Genomic DNA, 22,102 nt, shown 5'->3' on the forward strand with positions numbered 1-22,102 from the left:
CTTTGAAAAGCAAAATGTCGCTTAGCTAAGTGTCCAGTCTGACTGGAGCAGATCAGATAGTGGTCCGCCAACAGAGCGACAAACAAGATCATGAGATGATAGATGGAGAACTTAAAGGTCTTCATCGCCATATTAGGTTCATCACGATATTTAAGTACCCAAGCGTGATAAATAAAACCGCCGTTGAGAACCAAAGAAGCGCTCAAATATATCCAGCTACTCATGCCGACCAACACAGGCAATATACATACGATGCTAAGCAACAAGGTATAGAGCAAAATAGATGTTTTGGTGTAAGCAATACCATGGGTCACAGGCAGCATGGGGATATTCACTTTGGCATACTCATCACGACGATGAATTGCCAACGCCCAGAAGTGCGGAGGCGTCCAAATAAAGATGATCATCACCAACAACCAAGCATTTGAGTGCAGTTCATTGGTAACCGCCGTCCAGCCCAGTAGAGGTGGCATTGCGCCTGCAATCCCTGCGATCACAATGTTTTGTGGCGTCGCTCGTTTTAAGTACATGGTATAAATCACCGCGTAACCCAACAAGCTTGCAAAGGTTAACCAAGCGGTGAGTTGATTGACCCACACCATTAACGTGGCAAACCCAAGTAAGCCGATACCCGCGGCAAAGCTGAACACACGTGAACTGCTGAGCTCTCCTGACGGCAAAGGTCGTCGGTTTGTGCGAGTCATTTGCCCATCGATCTTTTTGTCGATCAAATGGTTAAATGCCGCTGCCGAGCCTGCCATTAATCCTATTCCGATCATTCCAAACAGAGTTTGCTGTAAAGGTAATCCGTTGGGCACGGCCAAACACATACCCACTAAGGCCGTTAGTAACATCAAAGCCACTACCTTGGGTTTAGTCAGCGTTAAATAGACCTTCCAAGTAGCTTTGTTTTTTGCAGCTATTTCGTTACTTAAAGCTGTGTCATTGTTGGCTGCTATCTTATGAGTTAAGGCTGCGTCTTGAGCCACCACTTCATACTGTGTTGACGTTCTACTGACCATGATTACCTCCTTGTAATACACTATTCTTCACCAAGCTTTCACTCGGTTTGCGTTGCCACACCACAAAATTGGTTACAACCATGCTGATGAGCAACATCGCTGCGACTAGGTTATGCAAAACCGCGACTGAAATTGGCAAGTGAAACCATACATTACTGATCCCAAGGCTGATTTGAGTAAACAGGACTAATGCGACAATCACGCTCAGCTTTTGGTGAGGCACTTGGCCAAATTTCCATAGCTGGTACACGATCATCAGCACCATTAACGTCGCCACAATAGCCCCGAACCTGTGCATGACATGGATGGTAAGCCTTGCGGGATATTCCAACACACCAAACTCATAGTTATCGTGTCCATGTTGAGCAAAATCGAACGCATTTTTGAAATCTAAATAGCTTGTCCAGTTCCCTTCGCAGATAGGTAATTGGGTACACACCAGAGCGGCATAATTAGACGATGTCCAGCCACCAAGCAGTATCTGCCCGACTACAATGAGTAATCCGAATAGTGCCGAGACTTTAAGTGGTGAAGAATAGGCAGCCTCACCAAAACGGCTTTGGAATTGAGACAAACGACAGTAGAGCAGACACAACAGTGACAGCAACGTGAAGCCCCCCATCAAATGCGCCATAACCACAACGGGCATCAACTTGAGAGTCACCGTCCACATTCCAAGCAAAGCCTGAAATATCACGGTTGCAGAGATAAGTAACGGAAGACCAGCAGTTGTTATATTCTTTTTAATACACCAAGCAACAACGACAAAGATAAGCAGCCCTAATGTTCCTGCAAAGTAGCGATGGATCATCTCAATCCAAGCTTTGTCTGCTTCGAGAGCTCGTTCTGGAAATTGTAGATTGGCTTGATTAACGGCTTGGGTATTCGAGGGAACGGTGATCTTACCGTAACAACCCGGCCAGTCAGGACAGCCAAGGCCAGCATCAGACAGGCGTGTATAAGCTCCGAGAACAATCACGGTAAGGGTTAACAAGATAGTTAATCTCATCACAAGCATCAGTAAATCAGGGGCTTTATTCTGCATCACTTATCTCCCTATACTTATTCCCTTTCGCTGCTTAAGCTCAAGCATTTGCGCCATCAACTACCCAACTCGTGACAGCTTAAGTAGCTTTCTTAAATCATGAATCATACCTTTGGATTGCCCGACTAACTGCGACGGTTCCGACACGCTTTTGTACTCCATAACCAACTGTCCTAGCGGGTCAATAATGACAATGGAAGCCGGCGAAAACTCGGTGCTTAACTGATCACCACCAGCTAACAAAGATAAATCAGGCTTGTTGAGCGAACCCGACAACGAGTTACCTTCTGAGACGAAAACAACGGCGGTCACTCGCTCTTTGTTTTTCCCTAACGCTAAGTAGCTTTGATTCAAATAATGAAGCTGTTGTTCACACAAGCTTTCGCACTCCATCGGTGCGATATACCCCACAACCCAACCCTCTCCTGCCATGGGTACCGTTACGCCAAAATCCGCTAGTGTAATTCTTGGTTCTACCAATTCGCCTGAGTTAGTGACACCTGACGTATACCAATTCTGATCCAACACAGTTTTGGCGATAATGGCTGGCAAAGCGAAAATTAAAACGAGTCCGATTAATACCAAGCGTCCTTTAGTACGACGGCTTCTGAGCTCAGCCATGTTTGCCTCGGTAATTTCCCTGTTCACTTGTGCTTGAGATTTATCCATCCTTATTCCTCGTGATAGGTGTTGCTTTTAGGTACCGATAGCCAATCAACAACATCAAAAACAAAAGTACCGCAGCCATAACAAACCATTGAAATGAGTAACCAAAATGCTTCTCAGACCTCATCGCCGTTGGACGCCATAACATTTCATAGGGCCATGAATCTAAACTCTGAGGTTGGAAGACAAAGGGCAGCACTTCTTGTCCTGTATACTGTGATAACGCTGCTATGTTTAGGTTTTGGATTCTATTCGGTGTCGTATTTTCTAAACCCAACTCATGACTTAAAGGATTAATTGAGCGTGTATACAAGCGCCCTGACATTTTGGTTGGTACAGTGATACTTCCTAATTGCGGTAGTTCTCTTCTGTCATTACTTGCCGGAACAAACCCAAGATCGATCAACAACTGTTTTTCAGCCACTAAGGACTGGTTTCCATCTTCAAAGCGAACCTCACCCAACATGTAAATCACATACCCTACCGTTCCTTGGCTTATCTGGTTGTCTAACAAGAGCATCAAGCCGCTCGTATTGACTAATTCAACATCAGCCTTTAACCCGTTTAGGGTTTGAGGATTTAATGACTCTTGACCAGATAAATCCAGCTCTCGCAACTCAGAAATAACGACACCTAAAGGTTGTGACGAGAGATGTGCTCTCTCAGCTAATTGCTGTTCATAACGTAATTTCTCGTTACCACGATCGAGTTGCCACAAACCTAACTTGATTAAAGCGCCGACTGAAACCACAGTTAAAACAACCGCTATCCAAAAACCTTTACTGCGGAACTTGTGTTCATCATCAATCAATCGGTTTGGAGTTATCACTATGGCGTCATCTACCTTTGTTCTGTTATTTAAAGTCGTCTTGGTCGCTTTGCTGTTTTTTATCGCTTTCAATTTGATGAAAGGCCTAATCCAAATCGCCTCGGGCAAACACAATGGAAAAAGACTCAGTTACTTCTTGGGGCGTCGTGTCATGTGGTCAGCCGTTGTCGTGCTACTTTTATTACTTGCTTTGGGATCAGGAGTGATAACTCCCAACCCTCGCCCCTATTAATCTCCTATAGGCTCAACCGTTAAAGCACATACACAAACACAAACAGACCTAACCAAACCACATCAACAAAATGCCAATACCAACTGCCCGCTTGGAACGCAAAGTGGTCTTTCGGAGTGAAATGGTCTTTCGCAACTCTTGCCAGTAACACAATCAAAAAGATCGTCCCTAAACAGACATGCAAGCCATGGAATCCGGTCAACAAGAAGAAGGTATTGCCATAGATACCAGACTGAAGCGTCAGCCCCATTTCTTGATAAGCGTGAAGATACTCTTCAACTTGGAAGAACAAGAAGAAGCCTGCCAGAACAATGGTTATCTCCAACCAGACGATCAAAGCCATACGCTTATTTTGTTCAAGACTGATATGTGCCATGTGCAGCGTCACAGAGGAAAGCAGCAGAATAATGGTGTTCTTAAGCGGGATACCTTGCCAAGGCATGGCTTGTGTCGTTACGCCATCAGGGGTAGTCGTTAGTGGCCATATTGATTGGAACATCGGCCACAATACTTCATGGGTCATTTCATTATTACCCGCGCCACCAATCCAAGGCACAGAAATCATTCGAGCATAGAAAAGCGCGCCAAAGAAAGCGCCGAAGAACATGATTTCAGAGAAAATAAACCAACTCATTCCTTGTCTAAAAGAACGAGAAATCTGCTCAGAATAGAGACCACTCAATGATTCTGTGATCACGTTGCTAAACCAACCTGCGATCATGTAAAGCAGCACAGCAAACCCGACTAACAACACCGCTTTGCCAAATACACCACCGACTGCGTCGGTGCCCATATTTTGCACCGTCAAGCCAGCACCAACCGCGACCAAAAACAGTGCTACGGCACCCACCAATGGCCAGTGGCTTTGATGTGGAACGAAATAAACTTCCTTTTTAGAACTCATCGCTCAACTCCTTATGTTGATACTGGTTCTGTAAATCCCTAGTTACTTGCGAGTGTGCTCGCTTTTGGTGAGCCAGATTGTAGTGTGTTCAATGTTGATGTGCTCACTTCAGGCTTACTTGCCTCTCCACTCACCTGACTCGTAATGTTAAACAGCGTATAAGAGAGTGTAAGCGTATGTATTGATTCAGGAATATCTGGCTCAATGTAAAATATCAAACCCATTTCTGCGCTCTTATGCCCGTCCAATGGCTGCTGATTAAAGCAAAAGCATTCCATCTTATTGAAATAAGTTGCCCCCATACCTGGAGAAACCGATGGCACAGCTTGTCCAACCAATGAGGTTCCAGAAAGGTTTTTGGCAATGTAGTTAGTTTGAACCACTTCTCCAGGATGAACCTCTAACACTCGAACCTCAGGCGCAAACTGCCATGGCATATCTGGCTTGATGTGGGACATGAATTCAACGCGGACCGTACGAGAATAGTCAGGCTGCATTCCCTGAGGTTGAACTGCGGAAACGGTATTGGTTTTACCATTGATCCCTAAAGCCTCACACATCACATCGTAGAGCGGCACCAAAGCGAAACCGAAGCCAAACATCGCAACCACGCCCAACATCAAATAACCCGTCAGCTTTTTGGTCGATCGCTTATTAGACAGGCGCTTTGGTTGTTTTTTATCTTGATTGGGATCGCTTTGCTTATCACTCATGGTTCTATCCTCTAATCCACTTTAGGTGGATGAGTAAAGGTGTGGTGAGGCGCAGGGCTTGGTACTGTCCATTCAAGACCTTCAGCTCTATCCCAAGGCTTGCTTGGCGCAGGCTCTCCGCCTCTTACGCACTTGATAGCCAGCCATAAGAAAATCAGCTGAGACAACCCAAAGGCAAAACCACCAATCGACACCACTTGGTTAACGTCGGCGAACTGAATCGCGTAATCAGGAATACGACGCGGCATACCCGCTAACCCTAAAAAGTGCATCGGGAAGAACAGTACATTGACTGAAATCACCGACGTCCAGAAATGCCACAGGCTGAGCTTGTGGTCGTACATATGCCCAGTCCATTTCGGCAGCCAGTAATAAGCGGCGGCCATAATTGAGAACACAGCACCTGTCACCAGAACATAGTGGAAATGAGCTACAACAAAGTAGGTATCGTGGTATTGGAAATCAGCAGGCACGATAGCGAGCATCAATCCAGATAACCCACCAATCGTAAACAGAACAATGAAGGCAATCGCAAACAGCATTGGCGTCTCAAAGGTCAAAGCACCCCGCCACATGGTCGCCACCCAGTTGAAGACTTTCACACCGGTCGGCACAGCGATCAACATGGTGCAATACATGAAGAACAATTCGGCAAATACTGGCATACCCGTGGTGAACATGTGGTGCGCCCAAACCAAGAATGACAGCAATGCGATACTACAGGTCGCATAAACCATAGAGTGATAACCAAACAGACGCTTACCACTGAATGCTGGGATGATCGCCGAGACAATACCAAAAGACGGCAAGATCATGATGTACACTTCGGGGTGCCCAAAGAACCAGAATATGTGCTGGAACATCACAGGGTCCCCACCACCTGCGGCATCAAAGAAGCTCGTCCCAAAGTATTTGTCGGTCAGCACCATAGTCACCGCACCCGCGAGCACGGGCATCACGGCTATCAGTAAGAAAGCGGTAATTAACCATGTCCATACGAACATCGGTAGCTTGAACCAAGTCATACCCGGTGCGCGCATGTTCACTATGGTTACGATGACGTTAATCGCCCCCATGATCGAACTGATCCCCATAATATGAACTGAGAACACAAACAATGCCGTACTGTCTGGGCCATAAGTTGTCGAGAGTGGCGCATAAAATGTCCAACCAAAACTCGGCCCACCTCCCTCAGTAAACAAAGATCCGATCAAGATTAGAAACGCAAAAGGCAAGATCCAGAAACTGAGGTTGTTCATTCTCGGCAACGCCATATCTGGAGCTCCGATCATCATCGGGATCATCCAGTTAGCCAAGCCCGTAAATGCTGGCATCACGGCACCGAATACCATGATTAAACCATGGACTGTAGTCATCTGATTGAAGAAATCGGGCTCAACAAGTTGTAACCCGGGTTGGAATAGCTCAGCACGGATCACCATTGCCATGGCACCACCCGTTAAGAACATCGCAAAGCTGAACCACAGATAAAGTGTACCGATGTCTTTATGATTGGTTGAGTAAAGCCAACGAGCCCAGCCTTTAGGTGCCGCATGTGAGTAGTGATCGTCAACAGGCAAATCATCATTGCCCAGCGTACCTTCCGCAGAATGGCTCAGAACTTGGTCTTCTGCAGGAGCCGATTTCACCGGCTTATTGATTGGTGAACTCATAACTGATCCTTAGCATCATTTTGTGCATCATCCGTTGAGCTTTCAGAACTGCCTTCTTGCTTCGCCTTATAAGCGTTGATATCTGAGGCCTGAACAATATCGCCGGTATCATTACCCCAAGCGTTTCGTTGATAAGTTACTACCGCTGCGATCTCTTTCTCGGTTAACTGATTATCGAATGCTTGCATCGCCGTACCGCCACGACCATAAACAATTGTGTCGATATGAACATCCACATCACCAAGGGCAATAGGACTTCCTTTGATGGCAGGGAATGCTCCAGGAATGCCCTCACCGTTTGCTTGGTGACAAACCGCACATCGAGTTTTGTAAACCTCTTCACCGATGGTATTCAACTCCGCCAAGGAAAGTGACGCATCTAATGCATCTTTTGCGGCTTGTTGTTCGGCTATCGCTAACTCTTTCTGCTCCGCTAACCATGCGTCAAACTCATCTTCTTCCATGGCATGCACCACGATCGGCATGAAACCATGGGCACGACCACACAACTCTGCACACTGCCCTCGGTAAACACCAGGCTCATCTATCTTAGTCCAAGCCTCATTAATAAAGCCCGGAATGGTATCTTTCTTAACGGCGAATGCTGGCACCCACCATGAGTGAATCACATCATCGGAAGTCATCAAGAAACGGACTTTACGGTCAACAGGCAGTACCAGCGGCTTATCAACTTCTAGCAAGTAATGCGCGCCTTTCACTTCGAGACCTTCAATCTCTTTGTCACTGGTCGCTAGAAGGCTGAAAAATTCGACGTCTTCACCAAAATAGCTGTAATGCCATTTCCATTGTGAGCCAGTGATTTTAACGGTCAGATCTGATTGGGAGGTATCTTCCATCGCTATCAAAGTTTTGGTGGCGGGTATCGCCATAGCGATGAGGATGATAATAGGGATGATGGTCCAAAGAATTTCGACTTTCGTGCTTTCGTGAAAATGGGCAGCAACTGCGCCCTTCGATTTCCTGTGCCTCAAAATCGAATAAAACATCACACCAAAAACAACAAAGGCAATCGCACAACAGATGTAGAAGATCAGCATATGAAGTTCATACACCTTACCACTGATCTCAGTGACACCTTGAGTCATGTTGTAATCACTGCTTGCGTGCACTAAAGGCGATACTAAAAGCACAACAAAACTCCTCAAAAGCCACGCTAGCCTAACCAGTAATCTTTTCAAAAGATCTCTCCTTGTCCTTCCTAATTGGATACTTGCGACCTAAATGTCGTTGCGAGCTATATGTCATGAAGAGCTGGACAACATTCATTGTTATTCCGGCTACACATGAAAAGGCTGAATCTCAATCTACAACTCACATGGAACTAGCCTGTGAGCAGGCTACTGACCTCATATAACCCAAGAACTAATACGGTTCAAAAGCGCTGGAGGTTTCCATGAAAGATTCAAAAACGGCGAATTTGTTAAATTTTGTTATATTTATGTAAAAGGCTAGTTAGTGATATCCAATTGTTCAAGGTAAGTTTACTTACTAAACAGTCAATTATTTGAAGTGGCTTAATCTACGTGCCCTCTTGCCGTTGGAATTTATTTTATATCGAGTTTTACGATTGCTTTCATGGAAATGAGAATTAATATCACTTAAATTAAATCAACGGTAAGTCATACAGACATTAATAGGTTTAGTGATTATGCAAGATGCAATGAATTGGTTAGCGAGAGACCCAGACCCAAGAACTCGTGAAGAACTTCAACACCTCATCGATGAGGGAATGCACGACGAACTTGAAGATCGTTTTACCCAACGATTAGAGTTCGGAACAGCAGGACTTAGAGGCAAAGTTGGATGCGGGCCAAATCGAATGAACCGTTTAGTCATACAGGAAACAGCAACCGGGCTCGGCCACTACTTAATCGAACATATCGCTAATGCGTCCATCCGCGGTGTGGTCGTCGGTTATGACGGCCGTTTAGATTCCAAGCAGTTCGCGATTGATACCGCTTCCGTACTCACGGCTTTAGGCATTAAGGTTTATCTAACCTCGAACGTCGCGGCGACCCCTATCGTTGCTTTTGGTATTGAGCACTTCAACGCCGCAGCTGCCGTTGTGGTGACGGCCAGCCACAACCCACCAGAATACAATGGTTTCAAAGTGTACTGGGAGAATGGCGCTCAAATCATTCCTCCTCACGACGCGGGTATTGCCGCTGAAATCGATATCGCATCAACCAAGCCGCTCCCTTTAATGAGCCTAAGTGACGCTGAAACGCAAGGTAAGTTGGTGTGGTTAACTGAAGGCTATTATCAAACGTACCGCGCTGCGATCAATCAGAGCCCATACGTGAGTGACGAGATCGAATCGGCGAACACCACCATCACCTATACCGCAATGCATGGTGTCGGCGCACAAATGGCCGAGGATCTACTTCACGATTCTGGTTTCCATAAGGTGTTCAGCGTCGCCGAGCAAAGAGAGCCCGATGGTAACTTCCCGACCGTCAACTTCCCGAATCCGGAAGAAAAAGGCGCGATGGATCTGGTGGTTAACTTAGCAAAAAGTGTCGATGCCGACATTGCTTGTGCCAACGATCCAGATGCAGACCGATTTGCGGTTGCAGTGAGAACAGATGATGGCTCATACAAAATGCTAACAGGTGACCAAGTCGGCGTGCTATTCGCTCATTATCTACTCTCAAAGCCGCATACCAAAAACCAATTAGTTGGTAACAGTATCGTATCTTCAACATTGCTTGAAAAAGTAGCTCAATCCCACGGGGCGACTTATTTCCAAACGCTGACAGGTTTTAAATGGTTAGCGAATATTGGCATGCAATTGGAAAATGATCAGAACGACTTCTTGTTCGCCTATGAAGAAGCATTAGGCTACACAATTGGTACTCAAGTACGAGACAAAGATGGGCTGTCTGCTATTGTCGTGTTTGCTCAATTGGTTGAGGAGTTAAAATCTCAAGGTCGAACAGTTTGGGATCTTCTCGCTCAAATTTCATTTGAACATGGGGTTCATACCAACGCTCAGCGAAGTATTGCACTAGACCCAGATTCACCATCGATTGGTTCTAAGCTCCGCTCGGCACAGCCTAAAGCAATCAACGGTGTCGCTATCTCTGTAATTGAAGATTTGCAGTCTTCTTTACGCTTCGTCATTGGAGGCAATACTGAAGCCATTAACCTGCCTGCAAGTGACGTACTCATCTATCATCTCGAAGATGGTTCACGCATTATCGTAAGACCTTCCGGTACTGAGCCAAAAGTTAAGGTCTACTATGAGACGGTGACAAAATTTGAAGGGACAGAAACCTATGAAGACACTCGCCTGCGCGGTGAGAAGTACATGGAGAAACTGATTGAACAGCACCAACAAGAGTTGAATTCATAGCGATTTAGCGCGTTCAACATGTAACGGTTAAACATAAAAATGGACGCTCGAAGCGTCCATTTTTGTCTCAGCGGCTAACCACGAGAAGATGTCTGATTTGATTCGTCTACGAAGTAAAGAAAGAAGACAACATCCAAATAGCTAACACGATGAAAACTCCGCCCATGACTTTCTGTTGATAGGTACGAAACTTCGCGTTTTCTACGAGAGATTTACCAATCGTACCCACTAACGCCACCAGCAAAAAGTTAAACGTTAAGCCGAGAACATTCAGTAATAAACCCAGAACAAGCATCTGCTGACCGGAAGTCGCTTCAATATTCGTCGACACAAACTGAGGCAGAAACATCACAAAGAAAACCAAGGCTTTAGGGTTAAGCAGGTTGCTGATCAGCGCTCGTTGATAATAGGCTTTTGCAGCAAAATTATCGTTTAACTCCGGCGCATTACCCTGCTCTGTTCGCAGGCAATCCCAACCCATCTTCAACAAGTACGCGCCGCCTAACAAATGGAGAGCTTTAAGCGCTATTGGGCTCATTGCGATCAACGCTGATACACCCATGGCCGCTAATACTGTCAGAATGATTCCAGAAGTCGCATTACCTAGGCTTGCAAACACGCCGACCTTACGGCCATAGCTCATGCTTGAACTCGCAATCAGTAACATATCAGGGCCAGGTAAAAGAAGAAGTGCAACAACGGCAGTCAGGTAGACAGGTAAAATGGTTAAGTCGATCATGAGGGTCAGCATTGATAAAAACGGAGGCGGATTTTATATCAATTACTAACACCCTTCCAGATGCAATCAGTTGTTCGACGTTTATTTAATCGAATTAAAAACCAACATTAATCGACAAAGCCAATTTATTAACTAAATAGAAAAGACTAATTAACTTGCTACCCATTCGATCTCAATCAATGTCGTATCGCCACACTTTAGGCGACCAAGGAAGATATCGCCTCGATGTACGGCCCCAACACCTTTTGGCGTACCTGTCATCACAACATCGCCGTCTAGTAAGGTGGTATAAGAAGACAGCTCTTCTAGGATAGTTTTTGGAGAGTAAAGCATCTGCTCAACATGTCCTTTCTGAACACGAACACAGTTAATAAATAATTCTAGGTTTAAGTCAGAGAGATCAAAATTATCAACGGGAACAAAGCGACTAAAGACAGCGGAACCATCAAAGGCTTTGGCACGCTCCCAAGGTAAACCTTTGGCTTTTAAACTGCTTTGCAACTCACGCTTGGTAAGGTCTAAGCCGAATCCCACAGCAGAGTATTCACCGTTTTCAACAATAAAACAGATCTCTGCTTCGTAGTGCAGCGCTTCTTGATGAAAAGAAGACAGGGATGACGTAACGCTGGTACTTGGTTTATTGAAAACCACCATAGAGTCTGGGATTGCGTTATTGAGTTCTTCGATGTGATCGACATAGTTACGCCCAACACACAGCACCTTAGTTGGGGTTGCTGTTCGTCTCGAATTCATCAGCTGTTCGTGATCGACAACACTGCTCATAGTTTATCCCTGAACTATTTTTTTGAGTGGAGAGTTTAACGCATCATAAAATGAGAGTCTTCGACAAGATGGTTACCAATATCTAAATTCTGATCTTTAGCTCAATTCGATGATTTGAAAGCGTTTATACGAAGGTCGCAATAGTGCGAAATCACCATTCAAGACAAAAGCCCAAAACGAAAAAAGCCCTCTCTAACCAAAAGGTTTGAGAGGGCTTAGCATGGTGTCTAGGACAGTATCCTAAAAGGTAAACCTAAGGAGTAAACACTATGCTAAATCAGTCTGCGACTTATAGGTAGTAACGAGCACCAAGTAGCCACTGGTCGTCAGCTTTTTCTTTGTACACACCAGAACCTTGTAGGTCGAACTGGTAACCAGCAAAGCCTACGAACTGAGATGTGAAGTTGTACTCAGCTTGTAGAGCAGTTGTAGCAAATACTGTTTCACTCATCTTGTCGTCTTCTACCGCTTCGTAGTTAACGCTTAAGTTCAGGCTGTTAGAAAGTGCGTAAGAAGCAAGTAATTCAACTGCAACTGTCTCTTCTAAAGCAACACCAGCGCTTGAGTTCATGTAGTTATTCATAGCATAAACACCAGCTAAGAATAGACCTTCAGAACCGTAAGAACCGTAAGTAGCACTCACTACGTTAGAATCAGCGGTTTTAGAACCACCGCCAATGTTACCAAATGTAACATCACCAGTGTTGTATGCGTAGTTTGCTGTGAAATCAGCAATTGCGTAGTTCAATGCAATTTGAGCACGGTTACCGTATTTGTTTGTGTTTGTATCTGAAACTTTATCAGTCTTGCGGCCTTGCCATGCAACACCTACGTTTAGAGAACCAGCGTTACCAAAATCGATAGCATTGCCGTAACTCACCATCTCTTCGCCACGACCAGTACCTAGGTTACCGTGATCGTCGTAGATGAAGTCATTCGCGAATGCGATTGGCATATCTGCAACACCAGCAACGTTGTAGTATGGCGCCCATTGAGTACCAACAACACCACGACCGAAGTCTTCATGAGTTAGACCAATGTAGCCAAGACGAGTTGTGAATGACTGATCACCACCGTCAAGCATGTTTAGCGCCCATTCACCTTTAGCATCAGCAGTAAAGCCGTTACCAAGTTCGTGAGTTGCACCGAAGTTGATACGTGGAGAAACAGTTTCAACACCGATGTCATCGCTGTTTTGACGATCGTCGCTGTTTACATCACCAACTGCAACTGAAACGTGACCGCCAACTGAGAATGTTGTGCCGTCTTCGTTGTAAAGTTCTACTGCAACTGCCTGTGTACCAAATACTGCACCAGAAATTGCTAGCGCTAAAAGTTTCTTATTCATTTGTCATGTCCATTATGTAACTGGGTGAGTTATTCACTAACAACCTCGTGCTTACGGAGAAGTTGTTACCTGCATTTAACAAGTAGGCAAACCCTAATATACGAATGACAAGAAAGTTGCATTAAAATATATAAAATAAAAAAAATCGCACTATAAAAAACAAAAATACCTTTTAAAACAGTTGATTAACAAGGCAATTACTGAAATCTCCTTTCATTCTTTGAGATAAATACTTTGATTATTTTTGATTTTATAATCACTAAAAAAGCATTAAAAATCTAAACCCAAGGTAACTCATCAGACCATCGAGAGGCTCGCCTTTGCCTTTGAAACATTTTGTAACACGTAGAGCTCAGCTGAAATATTTAGCTTTGTGAAACAAATCCCAATATGAGCTAGGAAAAATCGTTCAATAGAAAGTTCATTAGAGAAAAACAAAAAAAGGGCAACCAATCAGCGACTGGTTGCCCTTCATAACTCATCATTGAACTCTTATTTGAAGCAAACCTCAGCCCAACGAGCTAAACCTGCAGTTACTGAACCGAAGTAATTACCACTCACAATCGGTACATTCGGCACAGCTTGTTGTACGGCTTCACGAAGTATCGGTGAACGAGCGGAACCACCCGTCATGTAGATTACGTCTGGCTTTTTCTGGCCTTGTTGAATCGCTTCTTTAACCAACTCAATCATCTTAGACTTTGGTGTTTCAATCGCTTCAACCATCTGTTCGACTGAGATATCTACCTCGACCAGTTCAGAGGCAACATTAATCGCAGCACGATATTGAGGGGATTCTGCCAGCGCAATCTTGGCCTCTTCCGCTCTACGCACAATACCGTAACCCAAAGTGTCGTGATAAACCTTCATCAAACGTTCTAGCTTTTGAGGCTCTGACGCTTCTTTACGAAGTAATTTTAATGCCGCTAGGTTTTCTCTTGAATAGAAGTTCTTTTGAGCTTCAACATTATTAATCGCAATTGGGTTCCAGAATTGAGTCAGTGGCATATCAATACCCGAAATGCCTTTGCTGCCCATACCAAAAGGTGACATCAGTTGTTTGAATGCAAGATAGATATCGAGGTCATTCCCCCCTACCCTTTGCCCACTGTGTGCCAACAAGCTCTGGGTACGATCCGCTTTACCAGACCACGTTGGTCCCATTTCTAATAATGAGCAATCGGTGGTACCACCGCCAATATCAACAACCAATACTGTTTGGTTTTCAGTTAATGTGCTTTCGTAATCAAGGCCTGCGGCTACGGGCTCAAATTGAAAAGCGATATCAAGGAAACCGGCACGCTTAGCTGCGCGAGACAGTATGTCTTCAGCTTGTCTGTTCGCCTCTTCACCACCTCGACCGTGGAAGTTAATTGGTCGGCCGATAACAGCTTGCTTGATCTGCTCTTGAGTCGTGAGTTCGGCTTGATTCTTGATATTTGCCATCATGGCGCACACTAAATCTTCGAAAAAGCTCACCTGCACATCATGCAGTCCACTCGCGCCAAGGAAAGATTTAGGGGACTTAACATAATAAACATCGCGAGGGTCTTCTAAATATAAGTCCAACGCAGCCTGACCAAATGCCATGTCTTCTGGCACTAAGTCGATACTCTCTTCTCTGTTCAGCGCAATCGCACGTCGTAGTACTTGCTCACCGATCGCATCACTCGGCTTGATATTCAAGTGGCGGAATAGATGTTCAGAAACACTCTCACGAGTAGGCGCAAACACGGTTGAGGGAATATAGTGGTTGTTACCTTCTAGCGGTAACAGGCTTGGCTCTCCATTAACCATCGCCGCGACAGAACAGTTCGCTGTTCCATAATCAAATCCAATAAACATAATATCCCCCCACTCAACAAAAGGGGCGAGATGCTACATGAAAAGCCTAAAAATTACGAGGTCATTTCTAAATTTAACTGAGTAATTTCTTAGCTTAACGGCTCTTCAAGAAGAAACAAATATGCTACATTTCAGCCCAAATGAATCACAGGTTAGAGAAATGAAAACACCTTGCCGAGCGGCTTGTAAAAATAATGGCGGAATGTGTAGTGGCTGCTTTCGAACAATGGATGAAATTATAGGTTGGAAAGGCTTATCTGAAGAAGAGCAAACGTCGGTTATGGATAATCTTAGTGGCGCGAGTTCGACTCACCAATGTCCACAGTGTAATGAGCCAGCTCAATGCGATATCAGTGCGGGCAAAGAGACGTGTTGGTGTTTTGAGTTAGAAAAACGAGATACTAGCGATATTCCAAAGGCTGGAGTTTGTATGTGTCGTAAGTGCTTGTCTGCCCTGCCCGTTCAGTAGTTTAGAGCCCATTTAGTAAGTTACTGGATAGCAAGTTACTAGCCAGTTCAACATAGACAAAAAAAGCGAGAGGTTGTTTTCTCGCTTCAAAATACTGAGATTAAATTTCGACCTAATCGTTACCTGGTTAGTGTCTACTTCACTTTTGCAACCAGCGCAGGCTGAGAAAACTGGATACCATTCCAGCCATGAACCATAAAGTTACGAATATTTTGATGGTCGCTGTTCTCAGGAAAACCTAGCACGTCGTTACGATAAAATTGACCAAAACAAGCAAGTGTTTGCTCTGCTGATAGGCCTTGCTCTAAACCAAAAGCAAAAATCTTACACGAACCATTATTCTGCCCTGCAGCGTTCACTACCTCACCATTGCGAAATTCGCGCTCAGAAAAATCATAGTGAGCTTCGATCACTTGCATTGTATCTTCAAATTGCACGGCCTCTGGGGTTTCAGCCAGAGTATTCAATAAGGTTTCCAGTTCCATTTACTATTTCTCCATCAAGTATATATCTGTCAGCAGTGTATCTTGTTTTACGACAAGAGTAAGCCGTTGTTTACTTGAGATAGCGATTCACTTTTTTGTTGTACGCTGCTAATTACTTCAATGAAACTAATGACATAGTTTTATCAGGGCGTTATATTATTTTATCAAACGATTAACATTGTTCAGTAACGAATATGCATAAAGATAAAAACTTAGAACTGTTCAGATACCTAAAGCCAGGTACAAAAACAGCAGGTGTATTGGAATTTGGCCCAGACGACTCAATCCAGATCAGTACACTTTATATCGGACACAAAGAAGATCAGTACCTCATCCTAGAGCTTACGCAAAAAGCGACAGAAGCACTGACGCTGAGAAAGCTCACAAACGTTGATATTATTGTTCGTGCGATTACCGACACCGAACTTGGGCACATTGTCGCGTTCAAAACCAATGTACTGGCTCATATCACCTCTCCAGCACATCTAATCTTCCTTCGCCCACCCTCAAACTTTGCAACCAAGCCTATTCGTGAACACGAAAGGTATAAAGTACGTCTCAGCTGTGAAGTCACTTTTGATACCTTGTCGCTGGATGCCACACTAGTCGACTTTTCAGCGTCAGGGTGCGGTATCTATCTTACCCAGCAATCAGATATTGATGTCGGCTGGAAGATAAAAGTTAATTCTGACTTAAATGAGTACTTAGATGACGATCTTGTCTACAAGGTGGTAAGTAAGAAAAGGCAAAGACAAGGCTGGCTGCTAGGTATCCAATTCCCTGAACACCTAGATATGAGTGATGAGTTGAAAACGCTGCTATTGGAACAAGCCTTTGTCGCTGGCTCGATATAAAGGCAGAAAATTAGTTACTTCTCTTCAACAGACTCCATTAAAGAGCACTAAGTTAAAGCCTAGTGCTCTGTGTCATTCCAGTATGAGTTTTTGAAATGAACAAACGCTTGGTGGAGCGACTCTTCTTTAATCGGCTTTACAATCACGTAATTCGCCCCTGCGGCCATAAAGCTGTCTCTAGTTGACTCTTGAGCATCAGCGGTACACGCATAAATAGGGGCTGACACACCAATCTCACCTCTTAGCTGCTGAGTGGTTTCAACACCACCGAGATTAGGGAGTTGGTTATCCATCAAGATCAAGTCATAGGTAATCGTCTTAGCCATCTCAATCGCTTCTAAGCCATCTTTTGCCCAGGTGACGACCATGCCATATTTCTTACAGAAAGCCTGAGCAATAAAGGCGTTGGTGTGATTGTCTTCCACCAGCAACACATTCAAAGGTCGACTAAACAACGCCTCTGGCTCAACCTCAGCTTGTTGCTTAGCATCGACTAATAGCGGCTTGGCGTGTACGACTACAGGAATTTCTATGGTGAACTCTGAGCCTTGACCTATCACGCTGCGGACTTGAATGTCCCCTTCCAGCATATCGACCAGATTTTTTACAATTGTAAGTCCTAAACCAGTGCCACCATATTCACGAGTGGTGGTCTCTTCGGCTTGAACAAAGGGTTCAAAAACAGCATCAATTTTGCTTTCATCAATACCAATGCCAGAATCTTTCACTCGAACGATCAAGCTGGCGTGATCGGAGTTAAAGATACTCTCGAGCTCAAAGCTGACGGAGATACCGCCTTGATGAGTGAATTTAAAAGCATTACTCAACAGATTAAACATGATCTGATTGAGGCGTACTTGGTCGGTATTGATTTCAATGTCATCAACCAAGTGATTCACATTGGTAAATTCGACGGATTTATCTTCACACAGCGGTCGATAGATGCTGTCTAAGGTATTAACTAACTCCCCTAAACGGAAGTCTTTCTTTTGAATATTAAACTGCCCTTGCTCAATCTTTGAGAAGTCCAAGATATCGTTAAGTACCGCCAGTAAATGTTCCGCACTATTACACAGTACATCCACCTGCTCGCGATTATCTTCATTGTGCATAGAGCGCTTGAGCAGCTGAGACACACCGAGAATACCGTTGAGCGGCGTGCGAATCTCATGACTCATCTTAGCTAAGAAGTCTGCTCGCACATTCGCAAGATGCTCAGCTTCTTCTCTTGCTCGATCAGCCTGTCTTTCCGCCTCGATTAGCTTAGTAATATCTTGCCCTTGTACCACCACTCCTGTGATGCCGTGTTCCACGCGAATAGCAGACATGTTCCAACGAAACACCTTTTCACCAATGGGTACGTTAATACCCGTCAGTTTAGAACCCTGAACCACCATTTGAATATTAGGCAGCATTCGCTGCTCAAACTCTTGGGCAATTGGACCATAATTGTCATCAGCATCGAACAACGCCATGCGAGCGGCGGGGTTCATCTGAATCAAATCGCCTTTTTCAGACCAAACTAAGATAGGCGAATGAGCAAAGTTAAAGAGATCTTGGAATTTTTGATTCTGTTCAGATAAGCGCTCAAAGGTGTCTTCAAGAGTACAACCAATATGATGAAATTCGAAAATGTTAGAGCCATCGAACTTGTTGTACTCTTCGCTAGCACTTGCCGAACGAGTAAAGTCCATTAGCTTATCAAGCTCGGCTGAGACTCTCTTTTGAATCCAAGTTCGAGCAAAAAAAGACATCAATATGATCACCACAATCACCACGATGATCGCACGCTGATAATTCTCTTCTAACGCAATGAAATTATTATTTTTTTGAACAGCTCGAATGATTAAAGGAGTTTCAACAGCATTAATCTTAATGGTTGCGATGGTAACGAAATGACGCGGCAACTGTTCGTACATTTGGTAATTGAGGATGTCAGTAATGGTGTAGCTTTCATCACCACTGAATGTCGATGTCACCGGTGTACCGTGCGCTTCAATCACGATATTTTCGCTATTACTGCCCTGTTGGATTGACTCAGCCAAAGAGAAGTTGTTGTCAAGCACAATGGCGATATAGAGTTGACCAAGGACTTCCCCAGTAGCGTTATCAACAATAGGGGTACGGCGAGCCAACAAGTGACGCTTACCTATATCTGTCCTCAGTTTAATAAAATGCCAATTACTGCTGAACGAAACCTCATCAGAAATATGCTTTAAGTTGGACTCATCCAAACCATAAAATTGACTGTTGCCGTCTTCCCAAGCCAAACCATCGTGGGTTGAGACAAAGCGTAAATCTGGTGCATGATCCGGTTCACGTTGGTCAACACCAAAGAAAAAGTAGCTCAGAGTCTCGTCATTACCCGTATCAAAGTACTCTCTGAGAGTTTCACTGTGTGAGCTACTGTCTTGATGGATTTGCAGCACCGACAAACGATAATCAAACATGTTTTGGATCAGGCTTGAGGTTTGCTGTACCGTTCGATTCGTCTCTTGCTGTACGATATTACTGCTGGTTTCATAATTATGAATAAGCACGCCAAGTGCCATCACGCCTATCACCAAAATAACGATACGCGTAATGAGTCTAGCTAAAGTGTTTCTAGGTGTACTGGCGTAACTTTTCTTCATTAGTGACCTGAGTACCTAAATGCTCGCTGTTTAAGTTCTGAAATACGTTGTGGGGAATCTTCCTTGGTGACAATTTCAAATTCACCAGAGTAAACGGTAGGCACTTCCAAACCGGCTAGATCCCACTTGATCGCCTCTGCCATCGCAATGCCCGTATCGTCGTTCATACGCATGATAGTTACATCTAGGTCGCCCCTCGCAATGGCTTCAAGTTCAGCAGAGCCACCTCCCCAACCATTCACTAAGATGTCTTGGCCCGATTCACGAATAGCTTCCGCTGCACCTAGGGCAACATCCGTTGAGCATGCATAGATAAAGTCTAGATCCTTATCGTTCTCTATGCTGATTTTAGCCGCTTGGTAGCCACTGTCTTTGTTTGATTTGGTGTAAAACGAAGACTTAAGGGTAAAGTTAGTATCAGTATTCACTTCATGGATAAAAGTATCTCCACGCGCATCACTGATATAGCCTTGTGAGTAATACAAAACAGAATACTTACTGTCTGGTGGGCTTACTTGTTTAAAATAGTCCGCCAGTTTTAAGCTGCCTGTAGCATGGTCAAAGCCCACATACATAAATGGCTGTCTATCTGCCCAAGCTCGCACTGGCGTCGTGATATTTTGAAGAATCAGTTTGGTGTCTGTAGAGGTCAACACGTGCTCAATAAACTTGCGGTGGCGCGTGGTATCTAGCGTGAAAATCAAATAATCCGTCTTGTTTTCAATCGCTTCTTGCAACGAAATACTCTGCTGCGCGAGATCGGCATTAATACGGGTAAACACTTGATTTATTTGATAGCGGATCTTCAGCCTATCGAGACGCTTCTCAAAAGCTTGAATATTGCGAACCCAGTAATCCGAGATCTGTTGGCCCGGATACACCACGGAAATCGTAATTGGTTTGTCTTGGATTCTTCTCAGTGGCACAGGGTGATTTTGTACAGCCTCGACCATTTTATCGGTCAATGCTCTTTGTTCTGGAAAAGTGGAAAGATAATCTTGGTATTCCCAGTACCCATTGAGGACATGAGTACCATGGGAGAGAGCGGACGCAGAAAATACGGCAAGTCCAAACAACATCAGTAAACGTTTCATATTTTTCTCGTTTTATATGAGCTACTTTGGCTCATTTTTTAACCTAGCATGACACCATCTCTTTGTATGGCTAATGGATATTATGTAGGACAACGATGATAAATGATAGCGTCTAACACTAATTAGAACGACATTCTAAATGAGCAATATGTTAATTTGGAATGGAGATTAAGAACAACGAGTTAAATTATGATTTCAGCCCATTCACGGTAAGAGTAATTACCATTTAAATTCATAAGCTTAACTAGAGCCGATATAGCTCCTTACACTATTAAGATTTAATCAATAACAAACATTTTAGCTATGAATTATGAGACTTCGATATATTGAATTTTGTCTTTTTGCCACTCAATAATCAGTTTGAGTGATACCAGTTTTTCTTTGCGGGATTTGGGCAACTGCTTGATCGCGTATTCGGTTTTCAACGCCTCACTTTTTGAGCCAACACCAAAGCTCCAAACCAGCTTAAGTGGGCCTTTACCTTTTAAAGCTTTGGCGCCTTTACCGGTTTGATGTTGTTCAAATCGACGTTCTAGATTGTTCGTCACGCCACAATAAAGGGCATTGTGACGATTGCGGATCAAGTACACGACCCAATCCGCATTTTTATCAGCATCTGACATTTAAAGCAGTGATTCAACCAGAGCCTTAAGCTCTGCCACTTCTGCTCGTAGGCTTGCAACTTCAGACTCAAGCTCTTCAAACTTTTCACTCGTTGCAGAGGGGGCAGCCGCGCTTACTGATGCCGTCGCAAACGCTTCAACATCCACTTCACCGCTCAACAGATGTTGATAACGTGATTCACGCTTGCCCGCTTCACGAGGTAGCTTCACGACTAATGCGCCCGCTTCTCTTGCAGCTAGCTTCTCAAGTGTCGCTTCCACCTCTTTTACATCGCTGAAGTTCGCTAGGCGGCCAGTTCGAGTTCGGAGTTCACCTGGAGTTTGAGCGCCACGCAGCAACATACAACAGATGATTGCGCGTTCTTGCTCTGTGAATTGCAAATCACCGAACTCAGTGTTGCAGAAACGATGCTGATACTTATTAACACGGCTATTGAAACTGCTTTCGTCGCTTACCATGCGACGCGAAATCAAACCATCAACCGCATCTAAAACGTCTGATTCAGACAGTGAAAGAACAGGTTCACGGTTGCTCTTTTGATTACAAGCAGTTGTTAAGCTGTTCAGTGTTAATGGGTAGTGATCGGGAGTAGTGACTTCTTTCTCGATCAAGCAACCAATAATTCTCGCTTCAATTGGGGAAAGTACTGTGTTCATCGTTTTTCCTTTTTATTATTTTGATAATTCCATCTCAACACCTAACAATGCAGTAACTAGGGCGTGTTGATCTTTGCTGTACATTTCGCGTTCAACAATACATCGGTAGCCA

General features: G+C 44.3%; 21 protein-coding genes. 4 read left to right on the top strand and 17 right to left on the bottom strand.

What is annotated here, in order from left to right; translation table 11 throughout:
• The 4 genes from cyoE to AB6E30_RS21315 form a co-directional block, all read right to left on the bottom strand.
• The coding region (gene cyoE, locus AB6E30_RS21300; protein ID WP_372105158.1) for a heme o synthase at positions 1-1,022 on the bottom strand (1,022 nt) is incomplete at its 3' end.
• Positions 1,012-2,067, bottom strand: a complete 1,056-nt coding sequence (locus tag AB6E30_RS21305; RefSeq protein ID WP_108122071.1) for a heme A synthase — start codon at positions 2,065-2,067, stop codon at positions 1,012-1,014. The genes AB6E30_RS21305 and cyoE, both read right to left, overlap by 11 nt.
• 60 nt (positions 2,068-2,127) lie before the next feature.
• A complete protein-coding gene (locus AB6E30_RS21310) occupies positions 2,128-2,736 on the bottom strand; it encodes a hypothetical protein (protein WP_017061753.1) in 609 nt (202 codons plus the stop codon).
• On the bottom strand, positions 2,729-3,676 hold the full coding sequence (locus AB6E30_RS21315; protein WP_083190249.1) for an SURF1 family protein: 948 nt from the start codon (positions 3,674-3,676) through the stop codon (positions 2,729-2,731). Before AB6E30_RS21315 ends, AB6E30_RS21310 begins: the two co-directional genes overlap by 8 nt.
• Here AB6E30_RS21315 and AB6E30_RS21320 point away from each other — a divergent pair.
• Positions 3,564-3,794, top strand: a complete 231-nt coding sequence (locus AB6E30_RS21320) for a DUF2909 family protein (RefSeq protein WP_017066085.1) — start codon at positions 3,564-3,566, stop codon at positions 3,792-3,794. The genes AB6E30_RS21315 and AB6E30_RS21320 overlap by 113 nt on opposite strands.
• 19 nt (positions 3,795-3,813) lie before the next feature.
• Here the strand turns inward: AB6E30_RS21320 and AB6E30_RS21325 are convergent, their stop codons facing one another.
• From AB6E30_RS21325 to coxB, 4 genes are read right to left on the bottom strand one after another with little or no spacing between them, the layout of a single operon-like run.
• On the bottom strand, positions 3,814-4,698 hold the full coding sequence (locus AB6E30_RS21325; protein WP_372105160.1) for a cytochrome c oxidase subunit 3: 885 nt from the start codon (positions 4,696-4,698) through the stop codon (positions 3,814-3,816).
• A gap of 38 nt (positions 4,699-4,736) precedes the next feature.
• Positions 4,737-5,411 (bottom strand): cytochrome c oxidase assembly protein, encoded by a 675-nt coding sequence (locus tag AB6E30_RS21330; RefSeq protein WP_372105162.1) that lies wholly within the window; start codon positions 5,409-5,411, stop codon positions 4,737-4,739.
• An 11-nt stretch (positions 5,412-5,422) separates the two neighbouring features.
• Positions 5,423-7,084, bottom strand: a complete 1,662-nt coding sequence (gene ctaD / locus AB6E30_RS21335; RefSeq protein ID WP_372105164.1) for a cytochrome c oxidase subunit I — start codon at positions 7,082-7,084, stop codon at positions 5,423-5,425.
• On the bottom strand, positions 7,081-8,283 hold the full coding sequence (coxB, locus tag AB6E30_RS21340) for a cytochrome c oxidase subunit II (RefSeq protein WP_372105166.1): 1,203 nt from the start codon (positions 8,281-8,283) through the stop codon (positions 7,081-7,083). Before coxB ends, ctaD begins: the two co-directional genes overlap by 4 nt.
• Positions 8,284-8,753: 470 nt before the next feature.
• On the opposite strand from coxB, the gene AB6E30_RS21345 reads away from it, so the two are divergent.
• Entirely contained in the window at positions 8,754-10,460 is a 1,707-nt protein-coding gene (locus AB6E30_RS21345) for a phospho-sugar mutase (RefSeq protein ID WP_372105168.1), read from the top strand.
• Positions 10,461-10,566: 106 nt separating this feature from the next.
• Here AB6E30_RS21345 and AB6E30_RS21350 read toward each other — a convergent pair whose 3' ends face one another.
• From AB6E30_RS21350 to yegD, 4 genes are all read right to left on the bottom strand, one after another.
• Positions 10,567-11,199, bottom strand: coding sequence for a LysE family translocator (locus AB6E30_RS21350; RefSeq protein WP_017064843.1), 633 nt, complete (start codon positions 11,197-11,199; stop codon positions 10,567-10,569).
• A 150-nt stretch (positions 11,200-11,349) separates the two neighbouring features.
• Complete coding sequence (locus tag AB6E30_RS21355; RefSeq protein WP_372083071.1) at positions 11,350-11,982, bottom strand: fumarylacetoacetate hydrolase family protein; 633 nt, start codon at positions 11,980-11,982, stop codon at positions 11,350-11,352.
• A gap of 289 nt (positions 11,983-12,271) precedes the next feature.
• Positions 12,272-13,330 carry a porin gene (locus AB6E30_RS21360; protein WP_372083072.1) on the bottom strand — a complete coding sequence of 353 codons (1,059 nt, stop codon included), beginning with the start codon at positions 13,328-13,330 and terminating at the stop codon, positions 12,272-12,274.
• A 492-nt stretch (positions 13,331-13,822) separates the two neighbouring features.
• A complete protein-coding gene (gene yegD / locus AB6E30_RS21365; protein WP_017064846.1) occupies positions 13,823-15,175 on the bottom strand; it encodes a molecular chaperone in 1,353 nt (450 codons plus the stop codon).
• Positions 15,176-15,335: 160 nt separating this feature from the next.
• On the opposite strand from yegD, the gene AB6E30_RS21370 reads away from it, so the two are divergent.
• Entirely contained in the window at positions 15,336-15,644 is a 309-nt protein-coding gene (locus AB6E30_RS21370; protein WP_080582242.1) for a DUF1289 domain-containing protein, read from the top strand.
• A 134-nt stretch (positions 15,645-15,778) separates the two neighbouring features.
• On the opposite strand, the gene AB6E30_RS21375 is transcribed toward AB6E30_RS21370, so the two are convergent.
• Complete coding sequence (locus AB6E30_RS21375; protein WP_017061764.1) at positions 15,779-16,129, bottom strand: HopJ type III effector protein; 351 nt, start codon at positions 16,127-16,129, stop codon at positions 15,779-15,781.
• Between the two features lie 194 nt (positions 16,130-16,323).
• Between AB6E30_RS21375 and AB6E30_RS21380 the strand changes: the two genes are divergently transcribed.
• On the top strand, positions 16,324-16,983 hold the full coding sequence (locus AB6E30_RS21380) for a PilZ domain-containing protein (RefSeq protein WP_017066093.1): 660 nt from the start codon (positions 16,324-16,326) through the stop codon (positions 16,981-16,983).
• 59 nt (positions 16,984-17,042) lie between these two features.
• Here the strand turns inward: AB6E30_RS21380 and luxQ are convergent, their stop codons facing one another.
• The 4 genes from luxQ to AB6E30_RS21400 form a co-directional block, all read right to left on the bottom strand.
• Positions 17,043-19,616, bottom strand: a complete 2,574-nt coding sequence (gene luxQ, locus AB6E30_RS21385; protein WP_372105171.1) for a quorum-sensing autoinducer 2 sensor kinase/phosphatase LuxQ — start codon at positions 19,614-19,616, stop codon at positions 17,043-17,045.
• The gene (locus AB6E30_RS21390; protein ID WP_372105173.1) at positions 19,616-20,710 is read right to left on the bottom strand and encodes an autoinducer 2-binding periplasmic protein LuxP; all 1,095 of its coding nucleotides are present in this window, start codon (positions 20,708-20,710) and stop codon (positions 19,616-19,618) included. Before AB6E30_RS21390 ends, luxQ begins: the two co-directional genes overlap by 1 nt.
• 308 nt (positions 20,711-21,018) lie before the next feature.
• Positions 21,019-21,333, bottom strand: coding sequence for a GIY-YIG nuclease family protein (locus AB6E30_RS21395; protein ID WP_017061768.1), 315 nt, complete (start codon positions 21,331-21,333; stop codon positions 21,019-21,021).
• The gene (locus AB6E30_RS21400; RefSeq protein ID WP_372105175.1) at positions 21,334-21,990 is read right to left on the bottom strand and encodes a YceH family protein; all 657 of its coding nucleotides are present in this window, start codon (positions 21,988-21,990) and stop codon (positions 21,334-21,336) included. It lies immediately after the preceding gene.
• Positions 21,991-22,102: the final 112 nt, after the last annotated feature.

Source organism: Vibrio sp. 10N.247.311.12, from assembly GCF_041467515.1.
Lineage (GTDB): Bacteria > Pseudomonadota > Gammaproteobacteria > Enterobacterales > Vibrionaceae > Vibrio > Vibrio crassostreae_C.